Genomic DNA, 19,349 nt, shown 5'->3' with positions numbered 1-19,349 from the left:
CGTCCCATGACCCCGCACGAATTCATCGCGAAGTGGAAGGGTGGCGGCGACGAGCGTCGCGATGCGCAGCCGTTTTTCGAGGACCTGTGCCGGCTGGTCGGGCATCCGACACCGCGTGAGGCCGACCCGGAACACACGTGGTTTACCTACGAATACGGCGCCAGCAAGACCAGCGGCGGCGAGGGCTGGGCCGATGTCTGGAAACGCGGCTATTTCGGCTGGGAAGCCAAGGGCACGCAGCGCAGTCTGGCGCGCGCCTACGAACAGCTGAAGATGTACGCCGACGCGCTGCAGAACCCGCCGCTGCTGGTGGTCTCGGACCTGAAGACGATCGAGGTACATACCAACTTCACCAATGCGGTGAAACGCGTGTATCGCTTCGATATCGAGCAGCTGGCCGATTTCGAGACGCGGCAGATTCTGGAATCGGTGTTCCATGCGCCCGATCGGCTGAAGCCGGGCGTGACGCGCGCCGCCGTCACTGCCGAAGCCGCCGACAAGTTCACGCGCCTCGCGCGCGCCCTGCGCGAGCGCGGCCACGCGCCCAAGGACGTGGCACATTTCCTGAACCGGCTGCTGTTCTGCATGTTCGCGGAGGACATCGGCCTGCTGCCCGGGCAGTTGTTCACGAAACTGGTGGAGCGTTCGAAGGCCGAGCCCGATCTGTTCGAGAAGCGCAGCCGGGAACTGTTCGCGGCGATGCACGCGGGCGGCGATGTGGCCTTCGAGAACATCGACTGGTTCAACGGCGGCCTGTTCGAGGACGACCGCACGCTGCGGCTCGAATCCGACGAGCTGAAGCTGCTGGCGGAAGCGGCAACGCTGGACTGGAGCGAGATCGAGCCCAGCATCTTCGGCACGCTGTTCGAGCGCGGTCTCGATCCGGACAAGCGCAGCCAGCTCGGTGCGCATTACACCGATCCGGAGACGATCCTGAAGATCGTGCGTCCGGTGGTGATCGCGCCGTGGTTGCGGGCGTGGGAAGCGGAGCAGCAGGCGCTGACCGAGTTGCTGGCGAAGGCGAAGAAGTCGGTGTCGAAGGCGGCGCAGGATCGCTACAACCTGTTCCTGGAACGGCTGCGCGGGTTCACGGTGCTGGACCCGGCCTGCGGCAGCGGCAATTTCCTGTACCTGTCGTTGCGGGCGTTGAAGGACATCGAGAAGCGGGTGCTGATCGAGGCGGAGATGCTGGGGCTGGGTCGCCAGTATCCGCAGATCGGGCCGCGTTGCGTGAAGGGCATCGAGTTGAACGCGTACGCGGCGGAGTTGGCGCGGGTGACGATCTGGATCGGCGAGATCCAGTGGATGATCCAGAACGGCTTCGGCATCAAGCGCAATCCGATTCTGCAGCCGCTGGACCAGATCGAGAACCGCGATGCGCTCCTGAACGCCGACGGCAGCGAAGCCACGTGGCCGCAAGCCGATGTCGTCGTCGGCAATCCGCCGTTCGTGGGCGACAAGAAGATGCTGCGCGAGTTGGGCGATGCCTACGTGGCGACGTTGCGGAAGACGTATGCGGGGCGGGTGCCGGGCGGCGCGGATCTGGTCTGCTACTGGTTCGAGAAAGCCAACGACGCGATCCGCGCCGGCACGCTGCAACGCGCCGGCCTGGTTGCGACCAACAGCATTCGCGGCGGCCGCAATCGCGAAGTGCTGAAACACATCGTCGACACGACGCGCATCTTCAACGCATGGAGCGACGAAGAATGGATCAACGAAGGCGCCGCCGTCCGCGTCTCGCTGATTTGCTTCGGGAAGTACGACGCTGATGCGTGTTTGGATGGGGTCACCGCTGAAATCATCCACTCGGATATCACGGCGAGTACGTCGGATTCCGTCGTTGACCTGACTCGGGCGCAGCCTCTCTCGGAGAACTCATCGATAGCGTTCACCGGAATTACCAAGAAGGGCCGCTTCGATATTTCAGGAGATGACGCTCGCAAATTGATCGCCAGATCAGGGAATCCTAATTCGCTTTCGAATAGTAATGTCGTCATCCCTTGGAAGAACGGTGAGGCGATGCTCGATCGCGACCCTGACAAATGGATCATCAATTTTGGCGAACTCGCAGAACATGAAGCCGCGCAATTTGCTGAGCCATTCGCCACTGTTGAGCGACTGGTGAAGCCGGCAAGGCTGAAATCAAATGCAAAGGGCGAACGCGAGTCATGGTGGCGGCTTGCTCGGCGCGCGCCCGATATGTTTCGCGCAACAACTTCGATGGTGCGATTCATCGTCACTGCGGAGGTGTCCAAGCATCGAATTTTCTGCTGGATGCAAACCGGCATTGTTCCCGACAAGAATCTTGTCGCTATCGCCCGAGATGACGATACGACATTTGGAGTTCTTCAATCATCGATTCATTCAGTGTGGGCGCTGAAGCTTGGCACTAGCCTCGAAGATCGGCCTCGTTACACATCGACAACGACATTCAGAACCTTCCCGTTTCCCGAAGGACTGACGCCGAACATCCCCGCCGCGCAGTACGAGCACGACCCCCGCGCCCAGCGCATCGCCGACGCCGCGCGCAAACTCAACGACGCGCGCGAGCGCTGGCTCAATCCGCCCGAGTGGACCGAACGCGTCCCCGAAGTCGTGTCCGGCTATCCCGACCGTATCATCGCCAAACCCGGCCACGACGCCGAACTCAAGAAGCGCACCCTCACCAACCTCTACAACGCCCGCCCCGAATGGCTCGCGCTCCTGCACCGCGACCTCGACACCGCCGTTGCCGCCGCCTACGGCTGGGAATGGCCGCTCGCCGACGACGAGATTCTCAAGCGGCTGTTCGGGTTGAATCAGGAAAGGGCGGCGAAGCAGGGTGCTTCCTAAGCGCCGTCGGACGACACCATGAGCAGACTCAAGAACAACCGGCATCGATATGACGACGCGCTGACGCGCATTGACGATCGCGAGTTCGAGCGACTGCTTGCGGACTTTTATCGCCGTCAAGGTTGGCAAGTCGAACACATCGGCACCGGTGGCACCGGGCGGCGTTTTGATGGCGGCGTCGATCTGGTCTTGCGTCGCGACGATGAAGTAGTGCTCGTGCAGTGCAAGCACTGGAACGTCAAGCAGGTGCCGCATAACCCGGTGCATGAGCTGCTCGGCATCATGGTCAATCGCGGCGCTACCGGCGCCATCCTTGTGACTAGCGGCGAGTTCACCCGCGCCGCCATCGACGCCGCGACCCGCAACGGTCATGTGCGATTGATCAATGGTCACGACTTGCGCGACATGCTCGGCGAGTTGCCGGAGCCAGCCGCTCCGATCGGCGCGTCAAGGTCTCGCTACCGCGCAGCGAATTCGCGTCAGGAGCATGGTCGATCCACGCGAAGGCCCCGCGAGGTGCTGATCATCAAGCTCGTGACTGCAGCGATCGGTCTTGCCATCGTGTTCGTTGCATATTTCTTCTTGATCGCGGTCACTTCCAAGGCGGGACGGGACTTTCAGAAATCCGTGACACAGCCGCGACCCGCAGTGACACGACCGGCTGCAATGCAAAAACCGTCGCAGTCCGCGAATCGACCGTCCTCAACGGCTCGAACGCCAGTGCCAGTGACCGTGATTCGTACGCTGACGCCCGAAGAGTCCGAAGCTCAACGTCAGCGCGCGGCTGAGTCACTCGAAATCATCAAGCAGACAACGCCGGAGTGGGGCGAGCGTCGCGACTAGCGGGGTGGGCTAGTTCTGGTGCGGCGCTTTGCGAGTCGCTTGAAGCCACCGGGTCGCCAGTCTTGCACGTCGCTGACGGCGCTCCCGTCTGGCCCGTTCGGCGGCCAGCACCCGATTCAGCGCCTCCTGATGTTTCAGCACGCGTTCCTCGTACGACAGACGCAGGTTGTCCTTGATCAGGCCGAGGTCGATGCCGGCCTGGGCGGCGATGGCGAGGGCGGTGGGCGCGTGCGTCATGCTTTTAGGATAGATGCGCGTTCCGGACACAGGCAAACCCGGCGCTCTTCGACAGGATTAGGGCGAACGGGGTGTCGGGTGCGCTAAAGTTTGCGGCCCGATTCCGATTGTGAGTGTGCCCATGTCCATGACCGCCTTCTATCCCGTCGGCACCCCCGGCCAACCCTGGGGCGATGCCGAGCATTCGGCGTGGCTGGCGCGCCAGACGAAGTTGCGCAGCTATGCGGACGAGGTGGTGAGCAAGATCGGTGCGCTGCGCGCGCGCTTTGACGTGCAGTCCTACGGCGAGATCGCGTATGGCGATGAGCGTTATCCTCTGTATGCGGTGCGCAACCGCGACTGGAACGACGCGTTGCCGATCGCGCTCGTCACCGGCGGCGTGCACGGCTACGAGACCAGCGGTGTCCATGGCGCGCTGAAATTCCTCGACGAACAGGCCGAACGGTACGCCGGCCGCATCAACCTGCTGGTGGCGCCTTGCGTCAGCCCGTGGGCGTATGAGCGCATCCACCGCTGGAATGCGAAGGCGATCGACCCGAATCGTTCGTTCAAGGAGGGCGGCTTGTGCGACGAAGCGGCGGCCTTGATGCGACTCGTGGCGCCCATTCGGGATCGTGTCCTGGTGCACATCGACTTGCACGAAACCACCGACAGCGACGAATCCGAGTTCCGTCCGGCGCTGGCGGCGCGTGACGGCCAGCCGTACGAACCCGGCACGATTCCCGATGGCTTCTATCTGGTTGACGATGCCGCAAAGCCGCAACCGGTGTTCCAGAGCGCCATCATCGACGCGGTTGCCAAGGTCACGCATATCGCGCCCGCGGACGACAAGGGCGAGATCATCGGCGACAAGGTCGTGGCGCCCGGCGTCATCGAATACCCGTTCAAGTCGCTCGGCCTCTGTGCCGGCCTGACCGACGCGCGCTACACCACGACCACCGAGGTCTACCCGGACAGCCCGCGCGCCACGCCCGAACAATGCAACCAGGCGCAGGCCGTGGCCGTGTGCGCGGCACTGGATTTCGCGCTCGCGGCATGAGCATCGTCCTCACCGATTTCGCGCGCCCGCGCCTGTTTCCGCGCGAGCCGCGGCGCAACACCATCCAGGACATCACGGCGGACGAATTCGAGCGTTACCTCAACGATCAAGCGCCACTGAAGGTGCTTGATGGCTACGCACCGTTCTGCAAGCTGCACGTGCATCGCAACTGGACCTCGACGCGCTGCCTGACGGTGCCGATCACGGAGGGCAACCGTCACTTGCTGCGTTCCGACTACGAAGCGCGCCACAGCGCCGAGCTGCCGGTGCTGGTGCGCTGGTTCGAAGGCATCGAGCCGCCCGTCGCGGACTATCTCGTCGTGATCCTGTACGACCGTGCGCAGATGGCGAAGGAGGGCACGCCGATCGAGGCCGACTGGGGCGTTGTCGGCTGCATGTACACGAGCGAACCGGACGAAATCCCGATGGCGCCGATCACGATGCTGCGCAATGCGCTCGGGGTCGATGAGGGCGGCTCGGGTGTGCCCATCGATCGTGCCGCGTACGCACGCAGCGTCGAATTCTGGCGCACGCACGCCAACTGGCGTTGAGGAGAATCCGTGGGCGAATGCATCCTGTTTGCGATCGACTCGGCGAGCGTGAGCACCGCCGATGTGGCCGTGGATTTTGTCGAGCAATGGCGCGACAACCAGGACGCGCCGACCGCGCGCATTGCGACCTTCTTCGTTCGCGTCCTGCAGACCTGGCCGGAAGATGGCTCGAAGGGCCATGTCCTGCACGAGGAGTTTGCGCACAGTCGCCCTTTGGGTCCGCTGCTCGAACTCGTCTTCGAATCGGGTGAATTCGACGCGGCCCGTTTGCAGCAGCTGCGCGCCCTCGCGGCGCATCATCAGCTCAAGTTGTTCGATCCGGAAGGCCATGTGCTGTATCTCGCGGATGGCAGCGAAGCTGGGCGCACGCCAGCGCCGCCCGCGATTCCCCCGCGAGGCCCGACCGTGTGCGCAATTTCCGGACTGCGTTTCGATGGCGTCTACGAATCGAGGCTCAGCGAGAGCTGGAGTTACCTCGCGCTGTCTGCGGATGGACGCCTCTGGTGGCAGAGCAGTCGCGGCCGGCTGACGGCCGCCGTCGCCATGAAGTCGTTGTTCGATGCCGACAGCTTCGTTTGCGTCGGCAAGTACCAGCCCGCCGATCGCAGCTTCAGCGCGCGCCTCAAGGCCGCCTACGGCAGCTTCAGGATGAACGGAGAACGCGCGGACGACGGTGCATGGACGATCACGTCGGAAAAGAGCAACGGCACCAAGCGGTTCAGCAGTGCCTACAGCTTCGTGCCGTTGTGAAGCACGATTGTTTCTAAGGCTTGCGCGTGTAAGTGATTTCCATCATCTGCATGTCCTTGCCGTCCGGGCCAGGCGTGAACATCGCGAAGACCTCGGTGTTCGCATCGGTCCAGATCGTGGTCATGCGGGCGTGGGTCTTGCCCTTCGTGATCGGGTCGTTCCAGCTGCCGTGGAAGGTGCAGGTACCGCGATCATCGCAGTCGCCCTCGGCGACCATGAGGCCGGTGCCCATGCTGTCGTTCCAGGTCGACCAGTGTTTGCCGCTGACGTTGTCGAAGCCGCTGAGGCCCATGCCGGTGAAGGGCTGGCCGCCCATGGTGGCCTCCGATTCCTCGATCATCACGCGACCACCCAGCAGCATGCGTCGCGTCACCTTGCCCTGATCGACGGTCGGAGGTGCGCCGGGCGCCTGCCAACTCTTGACCGTGATGTCGTAGTTCCCGGCCTGCTTGGCCATGCGTTCGTGCTGCGGGCCGGGCGTGCCGGCCTTCTGGAAGGCCTCCATCATCGCCTGTTCCTCGGGCGACATCTTCGGCGCCGCGTCGCCAGCCCAGGCAGGCAACGCGACGGCCAGTACGAGCGGGAGACAGCGGATAGCGAGCCTGCGATTCATGCGGACCTCCGAGGTGGACGAAACGATGCTTGCGACAGCGCGGCGAGTATACGCCCGGGATGCGATGACCTGTCGTTCGTCAGGACCGCACGTGGCGGGCCTATGTCACCGTAGCGCCGTGATTCCCTCGGGAGTGGCGAGATGAAGCAGCAGACGATGTCGTTCTGGATGGCAAGCGGACTGGCCTTGGCCGCCGGCCCGAGCTGGGCCGTGTGCAGCGATGACGGCGATGCCGCGTTCTGGTGTGCCGACCTGAGTGCGGGTCCGGCCGACGTGGACCCGAATTCCCGCCTTGGTTCGTCGTTCTCCAGCGGCGACTACAACGGCGACGGCTTCGTCGATCTGGCCATCGGCCGTCCGGGCGGTGGAAACGGCGACATGGGTGAAGTCGTGGTGCTGCTCGGCACCGATGATTTGCCGGATGGCGGGCTGCCACGCGACGTCCTCGGCTTCGGGATCATTCCCGACAACGACACGCTCGGCGTTCCGCCGGCCATGGGTGCAAGTCTGGCGACGACCGATCTCGATCGCGACGGCATCGACGACCTGATCGTCGGCATGCCGGGCAAAGACACGCCCTTCGATTTCGCCGGCTGCGGCAGCATCGGCACGCCGTGCCTCGATACCGGCATTGTCGCCGGCTATTTCGGCACCGATTTTTCCGAGGTGATCCTCAGTTCGAGTGCGCTGAACTACAGGAATTCGGTGGGCTGCGGCGTCAATGGCGATGCCGACGACAACTACTTCGGCGCCAGCGTCGTGGCCAATCGCAACGGCGACATCTACGCCGGCGCGCCGGGCATCGGCTTGAATCTCGACGAGACCGCGGGTTATGTCAGCGGGTTCCGGAGCCTTTTCGTTTCCGGCCAGGATTGCATCGCCGGATACCGGCCCGCGACGCTATTCGGCGACGTCAACCGCACCGCGCGCGTCGGCGCGTCGATTGCGGCCATCAACAAGGGCAACGGCAACGGCGCCACCGTCGTATTCGGTGCGCCGAATACCGACAATGGCTCGCTGGGCGAACTCGGCGTCGTGCTGGCCCAATATGCATCGAACACGACGACCAACCCGCCGGCCTCGGTATTCGTGCAGGAAGCTCACTGGCCGCCGGCGGGGAACGGCCAGGGCGACCACTTCGGCGCGGCCGTGGCCACCGGCGACTTCGATGGCGATGGCGACGATGATGCCGTGGTCTCGGCGCCTGACAAGGACGTGTCCGGCAACAACGACGCCGGTCGCCTGTACCTGTTGCGCAACGACCCGGACCAGATCCGTCCGGTCACGACGGGCGGTTTCCTGCACCAGAATTCCGTCGCCGGTTGCGGTGCACCCGAGGCCGGCGACCGCTTCGGTGCCGCGCTCGCGGCCGGCTACATCAACGCCGACCGCTTCGAAGACCTCGTCATCGGCGTGCCGGGCGAAGAGGCCGGCGGGCAGACCGACGAGGGCATCGTCAGCATCATCTACGGCAGCGCGAGCGGCTTGACCTCGAGTTCGACCTGCGAATTCTTCCGCGAAGCCGATGTCGGCGGTGCCTCGGTGGCGAATGCAAACTTCGGCTCGGTGCTGCATGTCGCCGACTTCGACCGCGATGGTCTCGACGACATCGTCATCGGCATTCCCAATCGCACCGTCGGCGGCCAGAGCAATGCCGGCAAGGTCTACATCCGCCGTACCAGCGGAGCCTCGGGCATGGACGTGCGTATCAACACCACGGCATTTTCGAACACCGCGCAGACGCCGGTTCAGAGCGGTTCGTCGCAGGCGACGGTGGTGAACACCGGCACCCTGCTGACCGGGCCGGTCGAGCATTCCGAGTCGATGGTGGTGGAACTCGACGTCAGTGCGAACGGTTCGCTCAGCAATCCGAGCGGGGCCTCGATCTGGCGATGCACAGACATGGTGATTCCGGATTTTCCGGCCGATCGTCCGGGCAAGCGTTGCACGCTGCCGGACACGACCTTGCTCGGCGAGACCACGCCGTCGATCGGCTTTCGCGTCAACCTGAAACCCGGCCAGTCGAACGGGGAAGTGCAGTGGTCGGCGCGCATCCGTGGCGACGCCACCGACACCAACGGGAGCAACAATCAGAGCAGCGGCTCGATCTTCTTCGTCGTCTCCGACACGCTGTTCATGAACAGCTTCGAATAAGCCGAATCCGCGGTCAGTGCGACGCGTTCGCCCAGCCCGCCAGGGTGGCGTCGATGGCGGCATGGTTCGCGGCATTCAGGGCGTCGAGCACGCGCGGCAGTTCCGGGTCACCGAAGATCCGCGTGTGCCAGCGATCGTAGTCGCGCAATAGCTCGGCCGTGCGTTCGATCAGATCGTCGTACCTGGCCCAGACGATGAAGCGCGCATAGGGCAGGGTGTCGTGCAAGGGGCCGTCTTCGCTGACGACGACCAGGCCGCTCAGCAAGGCCGGCAGGATGCGCAATTCCTCGATGGTGTCGTGGTGGTCACTGCGGCGCAGATTCACCAGGACCCGCGTGCGTCGGTATTGCGCCTGCAGGGCGGCACGGTCGAAGCAGCGCTTGAGATTGCGGATCGGCAGTTTGCGCGACATCGCTTCGCTCAGGAATCGGCCGCGGCGACCATCGCCGGCATCGCTGAACAGGGTCAGCACCGGCTGATCGCGGCCGTCGCGATCGAAACATCGCACGTGCAGCATCGGGGCGATGACGATGGTGTGCCCGAGCACGTCCTCGAAGCCGCCGGCGGCGCGCAGATGGTCGCGATTGATGTGGCTGTAGTCGATCACCAGGTCCGCGGCCGCGAGCGTGGCGCGATGCAGCAGGCGGGCGAGATAGTGGCCTTCGGCTCCTGGCAGCGGCGTTTGCGACACCGGCGAACCCTCGCTGTCGCCGCCGCCCGGCTTCACCAGCGTGTGTTCGATCTGGAACGCGATCCGCCGCAGCGGCAAGGCACAGTCACCCGGCGGATAGTCGCCGAACAGCAGATGCAACGCCTGCGGTCGCCGTTGCAGCGCTTCCCGGAACAAGGCCACGCAGTAGCGGTAGTAGGCGCGCACGTAGACGGTGTGCTGCGGGTTGTGCGTGAGCATCGCCGCACCCAAGCGTTCATGCACGAAGGCGCGGGCATCGCGACGCGCGAACCACAGGCGTTTCAGGGCAGGCCACATGCCGTCTAGCATCGCCGCCACGCAGGACGCGCACAAGTCGTGCAAGGGGCTGGCTAGACTTGCGACCATGAGCGAGGCGGCCATCCGGATCGACGTATGCATCTGTGCTTTCGCGCGCAGAGCGGGACTGCGTCATTGCCTGCAATCGCTGGCGGCCCAGGTCGATGCACCGGCGTTTCGCGTCCTCATTGCCGACAACCATGCGCAGCTGGTCGTGCCGGACTGGATCGACGCGGACAGCGGCACCTGGCCATTCGAATTGCGTGTCCTGCACGCGCCGCAGGCGAACATCGCGGTCGCGCGAAATGCCTTGCTGGAGGCCGCCTCGGCCGAGTGGATCGCGTTCATCGATGATGACGAGGTCGCGGCACCGGATTGGCTGGCCAATCTGTTCACCGCGCGCGACGCCTGCGACGTCGTGTTCGGTCCGGTGCAGGCGCGGTATCCGGCTGCGGCACCGGAGTGGCTGCGCCGCGGAGACTTCCTGTCAAAGCGGCCGGCGCGGCGCGCGCGAGGATACGACACCGGTCATAGCGCGAACGTGCTGATCCGCCGCGAGTGCATCGGCGCGCTGCGGTTCGAGGTCGAACTCGGCAGGACCGGCGGCGAGGACACGCTGTTCTTCGCGAGCATGCATGACGCCGGGGCACGGCTGCTGTTTCGCGACCGCGCCGTGGTCTTCGAACCTGCCGATCCGGCGCGCAGCGGCTTTGCCACGTTGATGGCGCGCAGCGTCGCGTCCGGCCACGCCCATGCCCGCGTGCAGCGGATGCGCGGACAGGGTCGCGCGTACATCGCGATCGGGGCTGCCGCGAAATGCGTGGCCAGTCTCTGCTTCGTCGTGTTGCAGGCGATGTCGGCGGTCGGCTGGCGCCGGCAATGCCTGCGTGCCGCATTGCACTTCGGTGTCGCGGCTCACGCCCTCGGAGCTTTGCCGCCGACGCTTTACGGCGATGCGACGGTCCGCGTCGACGCGTGAGCGCGAGGGCGTCCCCGGCGCGTCGTTCGGCACCGTCCACGAGACCGTGCCGTTCTGCGCGCCGTGGCCGATCACGCGGTCGTGGTGCTCACTCCAGGGTGAACCACTGCACTTCGACGCGGCGATTGAGGTCGCTGTCGGCGCCGGCGGGTTCCTCCCAGCCGCGACCCACCACTTCGATGCGGTCGGCCGCGAGCCCCGGGTGCTTCTTGAGCAGCGCATCGCGCACCGCCTGCGAACGCTGACGCGACAATTCCATCGCCTTCAGGGCCATGCTCCGCACCAGGGCCTGACCGCCTTCACGTTCGAATTCGCCGACCCGGGCGTTGTCGACGTGGCCGCGCAACACGACGATCGAGCCGGGACTGACCTGCAGGAAGTTCTTGATCGAATCGAGGTATTTCAGGTTCTCTTCGGCATCGCGGTCGAGCGTGGCCGAGTTCGGTTCGAAGAAGAAGCGGATGTCCTTGCTCAGCAGCGCATCGCCTTCCAGCGATGCGCCATCGCGGGTCTTGATCGGCGCGATCGCGATCGTCTGTTTCGCGAATTCGGCCTTGCCCTTGAGCGCATCAAGCTGCTTCGCATCGATGAAGCGCGCCGGATCGGCCGGGTTCTTGATCAGCTTGCCGTAGGCCAGCACCGAGGACTGGAAAATGCCGTTGAACGAACCGGCGGAATCGATGGTGCCGGCGAAGAACGCCTGGTTCTCGGGCAGGTTCGAGAGGTGCACTTTCGAGAGTTCGTCACGGGTGTCGGCATCGCTCCACTTGAAGGCCTTGGCGATGGTCGCGACCTGCGCCTCGGGCTCGTCGCGGACGCGGCGATTGCCGTCGAGCAGGCCGTGGACCAGTCCTTTCACCCAATCCGGATGCGCGGCGGCAAAGCCTTTGTTCACGACCAGCAGGTCGGCGATGATCAACAAGTTGCGGTTCGAGACCAGCATCTTGGCCTTGCCGGCCGACGCCTCGATGACCTCGTCGGTGCGGGGCGACCAGCCGATGCAGCCGTTCAAGCGAAAGGTCGAACCCAACTCATGCTCGTAGGCGTCGCAGGCGACATCGTTGTCTTCGTAGAACACCAGTCCGAGCTGGTCCGGGTTCGGACGTGCATCGAGATCGCGCAGCACCACCACCGGCACGTTCGCCTCCGACGCGAGGTAGCGGATGAAGAATTCGCTCTCGTTGAACTGCGATGCCGCCAGCACCTTGCCCTTGAGTTGGTTGATGCTGGTGATGCCGGTATCGACGACGACCATGTCGGCACCACGCGAGAAACCGATCTGCGCCGGCACCGTCACTTCGAACTGGCGGCCGAGCGCGGCCAGCACGTCCGCGGTCGTCACGCTCGCCGCGACCTTGCCGTTGTTGAGCTTGGACCAGCTCTCTTCCTCGCTCAGCGTCAGGCGCACCTGGAAACCGTAGTTCTTCGCGAAGAACGAATCCGGATTCGGATCGAGTCCGCCATTGGCGACGACCAGGCCGGCGTATCCGGCGTACTCGCTGATGTCGACGTCGACGATGTTGCCGGCCGGCTGATAGGCCGCGGCGGCATCCAGCGTCGGCAGGCCGTCGACCGGTTCGATCGGCACCGGTGCATCGCCATTGACGACCGGCTGTGCCGGATTGCTACCCGGCGTCTCGGTCTGCGTCGTGGCCGGCGCATCGGTCGCATCGGCGGCGTGCTTGTCACGCAGCATCAGCCATGCGCCCATGCCGATCAGCGCGATGATCAGCAAAACGGTGAGTGCCGTGCCGGCGGAATTGCCCCGCATCAGGAATCTGGATGAGCGTAGGGTCATGACGATGCTCCGGTGGACAGGGGAGGTGGCTTGCGCGCGCTGTGGCGCACGCGCTCAGGCAGGCGCTGCGGGGCGTTCGATTCGAACACGCCGAGCAGGTCGCGCTGGCTGTTGAGCCAGCGATGGGTTTCATTGAACGACGTGGTCAGCGCATTCAGCGATGCGCCGACACTGTCGTCGTCGGAGGCGAGCAGCGCCTGTTCGCGGATCAGCGCGATCTGGTGGTCGATGCGGGTGAGTTCCGCCTCGACCTGTTCCAGGCGCGTGGCCGCATCGGCATGGGCCTGCTGGCGCTGGTCGATCACCTGTTGCTGCTGTTCCAGACTGCGCTTGAGTTCCGGGCTGATGCCGGCTTGGGCGATGCGCGCGGCGATCTGCTTCTCCTGCTCGGCGAGTTGCGCACGTTCGCGGGCGGCGGTATCGATGACGCGATTGATCGCGACCAGCGCGACCAGCAGGCGCAGGTGCAGCCAGACCAGTTGTTCGACGCTGTCACTCTGGCTGTCGAGCAGAGGCGTGCGCTTCAAGGTGTCGAGGATGTCGCTGGCGCGGCGCTCGATGTCCTGATGGCGGCGCTTCTCGGGATAACCGAGTTGCGCGACGAACTCGTCGTAGCGCGCATCCATCGGATCGATTTCGGCCACGCGCGAGGCGTCACCGGCATCGACGGTCTTGCGGAAACGGGTATTGCCGGCCAGCAATTTCAGGTAGGCCAGTTCGAGGCCGGCACCGACCAGCCACAGGCCGGGATGGATGAAGGCCCCGAGCAGGGCGACGGCGGCGAGCCCGAACCAGTTCGGCGGCACCGGCATGCCCAGCGGTCGCGCGTTGAAGGCAGCCCACCAGTGCTTCATGCATCGCCGCCTTGTGCCAGCGACCGCAGCGCCGGCGGCACGAACTGCGTATCGGTGGCTTCGCGGATCGCGATCCGCATCTGGAATTCGAGCACGTCCGCAGCGACCGGCGGCTGGTAGCCGTCGAGGCAGGCGGCCAGTGCCGATGCGGGCGTTTCATTGGCGGTACGCACGCGCCGATACACTTTCACCGACAGCGCTTCGGCCGCGCCTGGCGTGAGCAGCAGCGGCAATTCAAGCTTGGCCATGTCGGCGGCGTCGATGGCGATGTCGAGCCGCTTCAGCAGCGCATTCAACAAGGCCGCGCTCTCGGTCTGCGTCGTTGTCGGCAGCAGCGGCACCTTGACGTCGATGCGGCCGGGCCGCTTGAGATCGACTTCGATCAGGTCCGGGCGCGAGGTCGCGAGGATCCAGACCACGCGGCCGCGGTTCGAGGCATCGCTCATTTCCTGCGCGATCATCGAGTACAGGCGTCCGGACAGGCCGCTGTCGCCGCTGCCGGAATCGCGCTTGCCTAGGCTCTGGTCGGCTTCGTCGATGAAGACGATGCAGCGGCCGAGTGCACGGATCAGCCGGAAGATCTTTTCGAGGTTGCCTTCGCTGGAACCGACCCAGCGATCGCGGAAATTCTTGAGCTTCACCACCGGCACGCCGGCCTCGCCGGCGAGGCATTCGACCAGGTAGGTCTTGCCGGTACCGACCGGACCGCAGAACAGATAGCCCATCGGCATCGCGCGCAAGTCATTCGCCTGCCATAGCGCGATGTCCTGTCGCAGCCAGGTCTTCAATGCGTCCTGAGCGTGGTAATGCGCCAGCGTCTTCTTCGATTCGATGAATTCGATCAGTCCGGCGGAATCGGCCTCGACCATCTGCTTCTTCGCGGCCACCCAGTCGGACTGGCCCAGCGGCTTGGCTTCGTGCTCGCGCAGCTTGACCAGGGCATTCAACGCGGTGACGGTAACGCCCGCCAGCAACGGCGCCGCCTTCGTGCCGTCGTCGTCGGCAAAGGCCTTGCGATGATCGACGCGCAGTTGCGCCAGCGCCTGTTCGATCACCGCGACATCCGGCAGGGGCACGCGCACGCGGGCCACCCGCGGATTCGTCGCGATCAGCGGATGCAGATCGTTCAAATTGTCGGCGATCAGGAAACTCGCAAACGGCAGTTCCGTGAACGGCGGTTCCGCAGCCCAGTCACGGACCAGGCTGGCGAGGCTGGCGGTGTCGAATTCGCCTTGGCGGTTGGCCGGCAGGATCTGGTCGGCGCCGCGCAGGATGCAGGCGATGTGTTCGACCTTGTCGCGGCCCATCGCGCTGAGGTTGGCGCGATATCGCAGGTAGCGGGTGATCAGTTCGACCGCCGCGCGCGGCTCGCGCGTGTTCGCGCCGAGCAGTTGCGCGCCCGGCCATTTCTGGAAGGTGTCGCTGGCGCGCGGCACGCTGAGGCCATTGCCGGGGTCGTACAGGAACACCAGTTCGAAGCCGGACAGCAGCTGCGCGTCGAGGAAAGCGGTCAGCGATACGAAGCGGCCGCGACTCGGGAAGCGGTCGGCGACATTGCCGAACAGCACGAACTGGCCCTGCGCACCACTTTCATAGGCAAGGGCGAGTTCACGGGCCCAGGCGGGCGAATCGCCCTCGATCGGCATCGATCAACCCTGCTGCGATTCGGCCGGCTTTTCGGTCGCGCCACCCATGCTCCGCGACGTCGCGGCCGGTGTCGATTCGTCGCCGAGCGACAGGCCCTGCGCGGCCGCGAAGTCGGCGAGGGCCTGGTCGGCCAACGCATTCATCTCGGTCTCCTTGATGTTTACGTCGGTCATGTCGATGGCGTCCTTGGCGACGCGGGCGCGCCCGGCGGCCTTGGTGCGCTCCTCTTCGACCATGTCGTGCAGCCGATTCAGGGTATCGCCGGATCCGCCGATGGAGCCGATCATGCCCGCAGCCATCTCGTTCATTTCGGCCATGGCCTTCTTCATCTTCATGTCGTTGATCGCGCCCTTCAGGCTCTCGATCTTGGCGCGCGCGGCATTCACGGCCACATCACGGGCCTTGATCAGGTCGCGATAGGTGCCTTCGGCGGCTTCGAGCTGCTTGCGGTTTTCTTCCAGTTCGCGCGTCACCGTCTGCAGGCGCAACGCGTACTGGCCCGCGGCCTGCTTGTTGCCGGCGCGCAAGTGCGCCGTGGTCTTGGCGCGCAGTTCGGATTCTTCGGACTCGAGCTTGCGCACCTGGCTCATCAGTCGCTCGGCGAGTCCGGCGTGTCCGGCGAGCCCCTGGTTGTACTGGGCGATTTGCTTGCGCAGGTTTTCCTGCTCCAGTTCCAGCAAGGCCTCCGGATTGCGTTTCTCGACATCCTTCACGAACATCGCGAAGAACCCCTTGAACACGTTGATGAGGCGCTGGAACATGACCACTCCTTGCAACAGACTGTGAGCCTCGCGGCGACGCCCGCAAACTTAGCGCGTTTGGGCGCGGGTGCAAGGGGTTCAGGGCGCCCATGGATTGATCAGCGCGACGCCGCAATCCTCGAAATGCCGAACGTTGCGCGTTGCGAGCGGGCAGCCATGTTGTTGCGCGATGCCGGCGATCATCGCGTCGCGCAGTTCAATCGTCCGCCCCTGTTTGCGCTTGAGTGCAAGCAAAGACGCGGTATGTGTCGCGGCGGTGCCGTCGAACTGGAGCGCGCGACGACCGAAGTCCTGTTCGAGCAGTTGCAACCACAGTTGGCGGAGTCGCAGTCGCCGTTCCGTCGTCTCGACGAGTTCGATGCCGAGTTCGATTTCCAGCACGTTGATCGAACACAACCAGACGGCGGACATCTCCTGCGTGTCCATCCACGCCAATACGCCGGGATCCGGTCGTGGGCGCATCAGTTCGGACACGACATTGGTGTCGAACAGGATCATTCGGGGAGATCGGCCGGTGCGAGGGGGCCGGATTTCACGGTTTCGAATTCGGGCATGTCGAGCTTGGCGAAACGCGCGTTGATTCGAGTCGCCCAGCCCACGGACCTGGATTTCGGCGACATGACGGCTCGGCTCAGAATGTCCCGAACTTCCGCTTCCATGCTCACGCCCCGGCGTGCCGCGCGTTGTTGCAGCGCGTCTTTTACGCTTTCATCGAGATTCCTGACGAGGATCTGGGCCATGGCATCACTCCTTAATGTGGTCGGATGATATCTTGATATCAATCCGGTTGCTGGCATGATCCGGTCACGTTCAGGAATTGCCGAGGCGACCATGCCCACCACTGATCCCCGTATCGATGCCTACATCGCGAAGTCGGCCGAGTTCGCGCAACCGATCCTGTTGCGCTTGCGCGTGCTGGTACACGGGGCATTGCCGTCGGTCGAGGAATCGATCAAGTGGGGCATGCCGCATTTCCTGCACGAGGGCCGGATTCTGTGCGGCATGGCGGCGTTCAAGGCGCATTGCGCGTTCGGGTTCTGGGCGGGCAAGGCGGTCGTGGGTGAAGCCGCCAGCGACGAGGCGATGGGTCAGCTTGGGCGCATTACGTCGCTGAAGGAACTGCCGAGCGCGACGACGATGAAGGCCTGGGTGAAGGCGGCGCTCGCGGCGCGCGCGAGCACGACCGCCGCGCCCAAGGTCAAGAAAGTGGCCAAGACGTCGCCGCACGACACGTTACCCGACGAACTTGCCGCCGCCTTCGCGACCAAGACGCACGCCGCCGCACGCAAGCACTTCGAATCGTTCCCGCCGAGTGCGAAGCGCGACTACATCGAGTGGATCGTGACTGCGAAACAGCCGGCGACACGCGAACGTCGGCTCGCGCAGACGCTCGAATGGCTGGCCGAGGGCAAGCGCCGCAACTGGAAGTATGCGGACTGTTGAACCGGCGTTCGCGTTGATCCAGCGCAATGCGCGGTCCTTCCGGTTTCGCGACACTGCCGGCCTGACCAGCGGAGCTTTGCCGTGCCGAAACGTGTCCTGATCCTCAATGCCCATCCCGACGCCGCGCAGCCGCATTTCCTGCATGCGCTCGCCGACGCTTATGCCGAAGGCGCGACCGCGAGCGGCTGCGAGGTCCGACGCATCGATCTCGCCAGGCTCGATTTCGCTTGGCTGAAGTCGCAGGACGAGTTCGAACACGGCGCAGTCGCACCTGTCATCCGGGCCGCGCAGGAGGATCTGCTCTGGGCCGAGCACCTCGTGATCCTGCATCCGTTGTGGCTGGGCATGATGCCGGCCCTGCTCAAGGCCTTCCTTGAACAAGTGCTGCGTCCCGGCTTCGCCCATCGCGTCGACGGGCCGCGCCCGATGGCACTGCTGAAAGGGCGCAGTGCCCGCATCGTCATCACCATGGGCATGCCGGCGCCGGCCTATCGCTGGTGGTTCGGCGCGCATGGCTTGAAGGCGATGGAGCGCAGCATCCTGCGGTTCTGCGGCATCAGGCCGGTACGCAACACGCTGGTCGGCATGGTCGAGTCGATGTCGGTCGAGCGTCGCGCCCAGTGGCTGGCGGAACTTCGGGAACTTGGGCGCCGCGCCGCGTAACCAAGCGTTGCCACGCTTGGGACGAGTCGTTGTCGACGGTGATGCGCCGTTCGCAGCCTTTTGACTGACGCCGCCATAATCTGGGGTTCGATCAGGACAGACGCATCGGGCAGTCGATGCATGCAACGGAGCCGGCATGACCACGACACGATCCATTCTCTCCCTCGCGGCAGTGTCCGCGGCCGTGCTGCTGTCCGCGTGCGGCGGCGGCCCAGCGCAGCAGGCACAACGCGGAGGGCCGCCGGTGACGGTGCGCAGCACCGTGATTGCACCCGGTGAATGGCAGGACAGCGTGCAGGCGCTCGGGACCGCCAAGGCGAACGAATCGCTGACGATCACCGCCAAGGTCAGCGAGACCGTGCAGAAGGTTGCTTTCGACAGCGGCGATTTCGTCGAAGCCGGGCAGGTGCTGGTCGACCTCACCGGACAGGTGCAGCTGGCCGGACTGGAAGAAGCGCGTGCCGCCTACAAGGAAGCCGAGCAGCAATTGAAGCGGGGCGAGGAACTGGCCGCGAAGCACCTGATTCCCGGCAGTCAGCTCGACACCCAGCGCGCTACCCGTGACGCCGCGCGTGCGCGCATGGATCAAGTGCGGGCGCAGTTGTCCGATCGCGTGATCACGGCGCCGTTCGATGGGGTGCTCGGCCTGCGCCAGGTCAGCCCCGGCGCGCTGGTGACGCCGGGCACGGCGATCACGACGCTGGACGATGTCTCGATCATCAAGCTCGATTTTTCGGTGCCGGAAACCCTGATCGCGGCGCTGGCGCCGGGCCAGTCGGTGTCGGCGCTCAGTGCGGCCTATCCGGAGCAGGTCTTTACCGGCGTGCTGCGGACCATCGACTCGCGTGTCGATCCGGTCACCCGGTCAGTGTTGGCGCGTGCCGACATTCCGAATCCGGAACGGCGTCTGCGCCCCGGCATGCTGCTGACCGTCGATGTGCGGCGTGCGCCCCGTCAGGCCTTGGCATTGCCGGAACTCGCCTTGTTGCAGATCGGGCGCAACAGTTTCGTGTTCCGCGTGTCGGCCGATGGCACGGTGGCGCAAGTGCCGGTGAAGACCGGTGCCCGCGAACGCGGCCGCGTCGAGATTCTCGACGGCATCGCCGCCGGTGATCGCATCGTCGTCGAAGGCACGGTGAAGTTGCGCTCGGGTGCCAAGGTGGTCGAAGCGGGCGCCAACCCGCCGGCGCAGTGAGG

At 64.9% G+C, this 19,349-nt stretch carries 19 protein-coding genes; 10 read left to right on the top strand and 9 right to left on the bottom strand.

Annotated elements, in window-relative coordinates:
- The first annotated feature begins 6 nt into the window (after positions 1 to 6).
- Both IPP28_12030 and IPP28_12025 read left to right on the top strand, forming a co-directional pair.
- The gene (locus IPP28_12030; GenBank protein MBL0041742.1) at positions 7 to 2,832 is read left to right on the top strand and encodes a class I SAM-dependent DNA methyltransferase; all 2,826 of its coding nucleotides are present in this window, start codon (positions 7 to 9) and stop codon (positions 2,830 to 2,832) included.
- Positions 2,833 to 2,850: 18 nt separating this feature from the next.
- On the top strand, positions 2,851 to 3,675 hold the full coding sequence (locus IPP28_12025) for a restriction endonuclease (GenBank protein ID MBL0041741.1): 825 nt from the start codon (positions 2,851 to 2,853) through the stop codon (positions 3,673 to 3,675).
- Between the two features lie 9 nt (positions 3,676 to 3,684).
- Here the strand turns inward: IPP28_12025 and IPP28_12020 are convergent, their stop codons facing one another.
- On the bottom strand, positions 3,685 to 3,942 hold the full coding sequence (locus tag IPP28_12020; protein MBL0041740.1) for a hypothetical protein: 258 nt from the start codon (positions 3,940 to 3,942) through the stop codon (positions 3,685 to 3,687).
- Positions 3,943 to 4,033: 91 nt separating this feature from the next.
- On the opposite strand from IPP28_12020, the gene IPP28_12015 reads away from it, so the two are divergent.
- Genes IPP28_12015 through IPP28_12005 form a run of 3 tightly spaced genes read left to right on the top strand, consistent with a single transcriptional unit; the run spans position 4,034 to position 6,252 of the window.
- Positions 4,034 to 4,951, top strand: a complete 918-nt coding sequence (locus IPP28_12015) for a M14 family metallocarboxypeptidase (GenBank protein ID MBL0041739.1) — start codon at positions 4,034 to 4,036, stop codon at positions 4,949 to 4,951.
- Complete coding sequence (locus IPP28_12010; GenBank protein ID MBL0041738.1) at positions 4,948 to 5,502, top strand: DUF3228 family protein; 555 nt, start codon at positions 4,948 to 4,950, stop codon at positions 5,500 to 5,502. Before IPP28_12015 ends, IPP28_12010 begins: the two co-directional genes overlap by 4 nt.
- 9 nt (positions 5,503 to 5,511) lie before the next feature.
- A complete protein-coding gene (locus IPP28_12005; protein ID MBL0041737.1) occupies positions 5,512 to 6,252 on the top strand; it encodes a hypothetical protein in 741 nt (246 codons plus the stop codon).
- Positions 6,253 to 6,265: 13 nt separating this feature from the next.
- Here the strand turns inward: IPP28_12005 and IPP28_12000 are convergent, their stop codons facing one another.
- Positions 6,266 to 6,865 carry a DUF1579 domain-containing protein gene (locus IPP28_12000; GenBank protein ID MBL0041736.1) on the bottom strand — a complete coding sequence of 200 codons (600 nt, stop codon included), beginning with the start codon at positions 6,863 to 6,865 and terminating at the stop codon, positions 6,266 to 6,268.
- Positions 6,866 to 7,006: 141 nt separating this feature from the next.
- Between IPP28_12000 and IPP28_11995 the strand changes: the two genes are divergently transcribed.
- Entirely contained in the window at positions 7,007 to 9,019 is a 2,013-nt protein-coding gene (locus tag IPP28_11995; GenBank protein MBL0041735.1) for an FG-GAP repeat protein, read from the top strand.
- Between the two features lie 13 nt (positions 9,020 to 9,032).
- Here the strand turns inward: IPP28_11995 and IPP28_11990 are convergent, their stop codons facing one another.
- On the bottom strand, positions 9,033 to 10,007 hold the full coding sequence (locus IPP28_11990; GenBank protein ID MBL0041734.1) for a hypothetical protein: 975 nt from the start codon (positions 10,005 to 10,007) through the stop codon (positions 9,033 to 9,035).
- Here IPP28_11990 and IPP28_11985 point away from each other — a divergent pair.
- The gene (locus IPP28_11985; GenBank protein MBL0041733.1) at positions 10,006 to 10,986 is read left to right on the top strand and encodes a glycosyltransferase; all 981 of its coding nucleotides are present in this window, start codon (positions 10,006 to 10,008) and stop codon (positions 10,984 to 10,986) included. The two genes, IPP28_11990 and IPP28_11985, sit on opposite strands and share 2 nt — an antisense overlap.
- Before the next feature lie 88 nt (positions 10,987 to 11,074).
- Here IPP28_11985 and IPP28_11980 read toward each other — a convergent pair whose 3' ends face one another.
- The 6 genes from IPP28_11980 to IPP28_11955 form a co-directional block, all read right to left on the bottom strand.
- Positions 11,075 to 12,784, bottom strand: a complete 1,710-nt coding sequence (locus IPP28_11980; protein ID MBL0041732.1) for an OmpA family protein — start codon at positions 12,782 to 12,784, stop codon at positions 11,075 to 11,077.
- Complete coding sequence (locus IPP28_11975; protein ID MBL0041731.1) at positions 12,781 to 13,638, bottom strand: hypothetical protein; 858 nt, start codon at positions 13,636 to 13,638, stop codon at positions 12,781 to 12,783. The genes IPP28_11980 and IPP28_11975 overlap by 4 nt, the downstream gene beginning before the upstream one ends.
- Entirely contained in the window at positions 13,635 to 15,284 is a 1,650-nt protein-coding gene (locus IPP28_11970; protein MBL0041730.1) for an AAA family ATPase, read from the bottom strand. Before IPP28_11970 ends, IPP28_11975 begins: the two co-directional genes overlap by 4 nt.
- A 3-nt stretch (positions 15,285 to 15,287) precedes the next feature.
- Positions 15,288 to 16,046, bottom strand: a complete 759-nt coding sequence (locus IPP28_11965; GenBank protein MBL0041729.1) for a PspA/IM30 family protein — start codon at positions 16,044 to 16,046, stop codon at positions 15,288 to 15,290.
- 78 nt (positions 16,047 to 16,124) lie between these two features.
- Entirely contained in the window at positions 16,125 to 16,544 is a 420-nt protein-coding gene (locus IPP28_11960) for a type II toxin-antitoxin system VapC family toxin (protein ID MBL0041728.1), read from the bottom strand.
- Complete coding sequence (locus IPP28_11955; GenBank protein ID MBL0041727.1) at positions 16,541 to 16,786, bottom strand: pantothenate metabolism flavoprotein; 246 nt, start codon at positions 16,784 to 16,786, stop codon at positions 16,541 to 16,543. Before IPP28_11955 ends, IPP28_11960 begins: the two co-directional genes overlap by 4 nt.
- Before the next feature lie 91 nt (positions 16,787 to 16,877).
- Here IPP28_11955 and IPP28_11950 point away from each other — a divergent pair, with 91 nt between their 5' ends.
- From IPP28_11950 to IPP28_11940, 3 genes are all read left to right on the top strand, one after another.
- The gene (locus IPP28_11950; protein ID MBL0041726.1) at positions 16,878 to 17,489 is read left to right on the top strand and encodes a YdeI/OmpD-associated family protein; all 612 of its coding nucleotides are present in this window, start codon (positions 16,878 to 16,880) and stop codon (positions 17,487 to 17,489) included.
- Between the two features lie 81 nt (positions 17,490 to 17,570).
- Entirely contained in the window at positions 17,571 to 18,152 is a 582-nt protein-coding gene (locus IPP28_11945; GenBank protein ID MBL0041725.1) for an NAD(P)H-dependent oxidoreductase, read from the top strand.
- A gap of 136 nt (positions 18,153 to 18,288) precedes the next feature.
- Positions 18,289 to 19,347, top strand: coding sequence for an efflux RND transporter periplasmic adaptor subunit (locus IPP28_11940; protein ID MBL0041724.1), 1,059 nt, complete (start codon positions 18,289 to 18,291; stop codon positions 19,345 to 19,347).
- Positions 19,348 to 19,349: the final 2 nt, after the last annotated feature.

This window comes from Lysobacterales bacterium, assembly GCA_016721845.1.
In the GTDB taxonomy this organism is placed as follows: domain Bacteria; phylum Pseudomonadota; class Gammaproteobacteria; order Xanthomonadales; family Ahniellaceae; genus JADKHK01.
The sequence above is the reverse complement of the archived record's forward strand: the minus strand, read 5'-3'. Positions and strand labels throughout refer to the sequence as shown.

What these genes read in the sequence shown, in the direction of transcription:
- IPP28_11980 (MBL0041732.1), bottom strand. Translation starts at nt 12,784, where the DNA reads ATGACCCTACGCTCATCCAGATTCCTGATGCGGGGCAATTCCGCCGGC.
- IPP28_11950 (MBL0041726.1), top strand. Translation starts at nt 16,878, where the DNA reads ATGCCCACCACTGATCCCCGTATCGATGCCTACATCGCGAAGTCGGCC.
- IPP28_11955 (MBL0041727.1), bottom strand. Translation starts at nt 16,786, where the DNA reads ATGGCCCAGATCCTCGTCAGGAATCTCGATGAAAGCGTAAAAGACGCG.
- IPP28_11985 (MBL0041733.1), top strand. Translation starts at nt 10,006, where the DNA reads ATGCCGTCTAGCATCGCCGCCACGCAGGACGCGCACAAGTCGTGCAAG.
- IPP28_11990 (MBL0041734.1), bottom strand. Translation starts at nt 10,007, where the DNA reads ATGTGGCCTGCCCTGAAACGCCTGTGGTTCGCGCGTCGCGATGCCCGC.
- IPP28_12010 (MBL0041738.1), top strand. Translation starts at nt 4,948, where the DNA reads ATGAGCATCGTCCTCACCGATTTCGCGCGCCCGCGCCTGTTTCCGCGC.
- IPP28_11940 (MBL0041724.1), top strand. Translation starts at nt 18,289, where the DNA reads ATGACCACGACACGATCCATTCTCTCCCTCGCGGCAGTGTCCGCGGCC.
- IPP28_12015 (MBL0041739.1), top strand. Translation starts at nt 4,034, where the DNA reads ATGTCCATGACCGCCTTCTATCCCGTCGGCACCCCCGGCCAACCCTGG.
- IPP28_11975 (MBL0041731.1), bottom strand. Translation starts at nt 13,638, where the DNA reads ATGAAGCACTGGTGGGCTGCCTTCAACGCGCGACCGCTGGGCATGCCG.
- IPP28_11995 (MBL0041735.1), top strand. Translation starts at nt 7,007, where the DNA reads ATGAAGCAGCAGACGATGTCGTTCTGGATGGCAAGCGGACTGGCCTTG.
- IPP28_11965 (MBL0041729.1), bottom strand. Translation starts at nt 16,046, where the DNA reads ATGTTCCAGCGCCTCATCAACGTGTTCAAGGGGTTCTTCGCGATGTTC.
- IPP28_12000 (MBL0041736.1), bottom strand. Translation starts at nt 6,865, where the DNA reads ATGAATCGCAGGCTCGCTATCCGCTGTCTCCCGCTCGTACTGGCCGTC.
- IPP28_12030 (MBL0041742.1), top strand. Translation starts at nt 7, where the DNA reads ATGACCCCGCACGAATTCATCGCGAAGTGGAAGGGTGGCGGCGACGAG.
- IPP28_11960 (MBL0041728.1), bottom strand. Translation starts at nt 16,544, where the DNA reads ATGATCCTGTTCGACACCAATGTCGTGTCCGAACTGATGCGCCCACGA.
- IPP28_12025 (MBL0041741.1), top strand. Translation starts at nt 2,851, where the DNA reads ATGAGCAGACTCAAGAACAACCGGCATCGATATGACGACGCGCTGACG.
- IPP28_11970 (MBL0041730.1), bottom strand. Translation starts at nt 15,284, where the DNA reads ATGCCGATCGAGGGCGATTCGCCCGCCTGGGCCCGTGAACTCGCCCTT.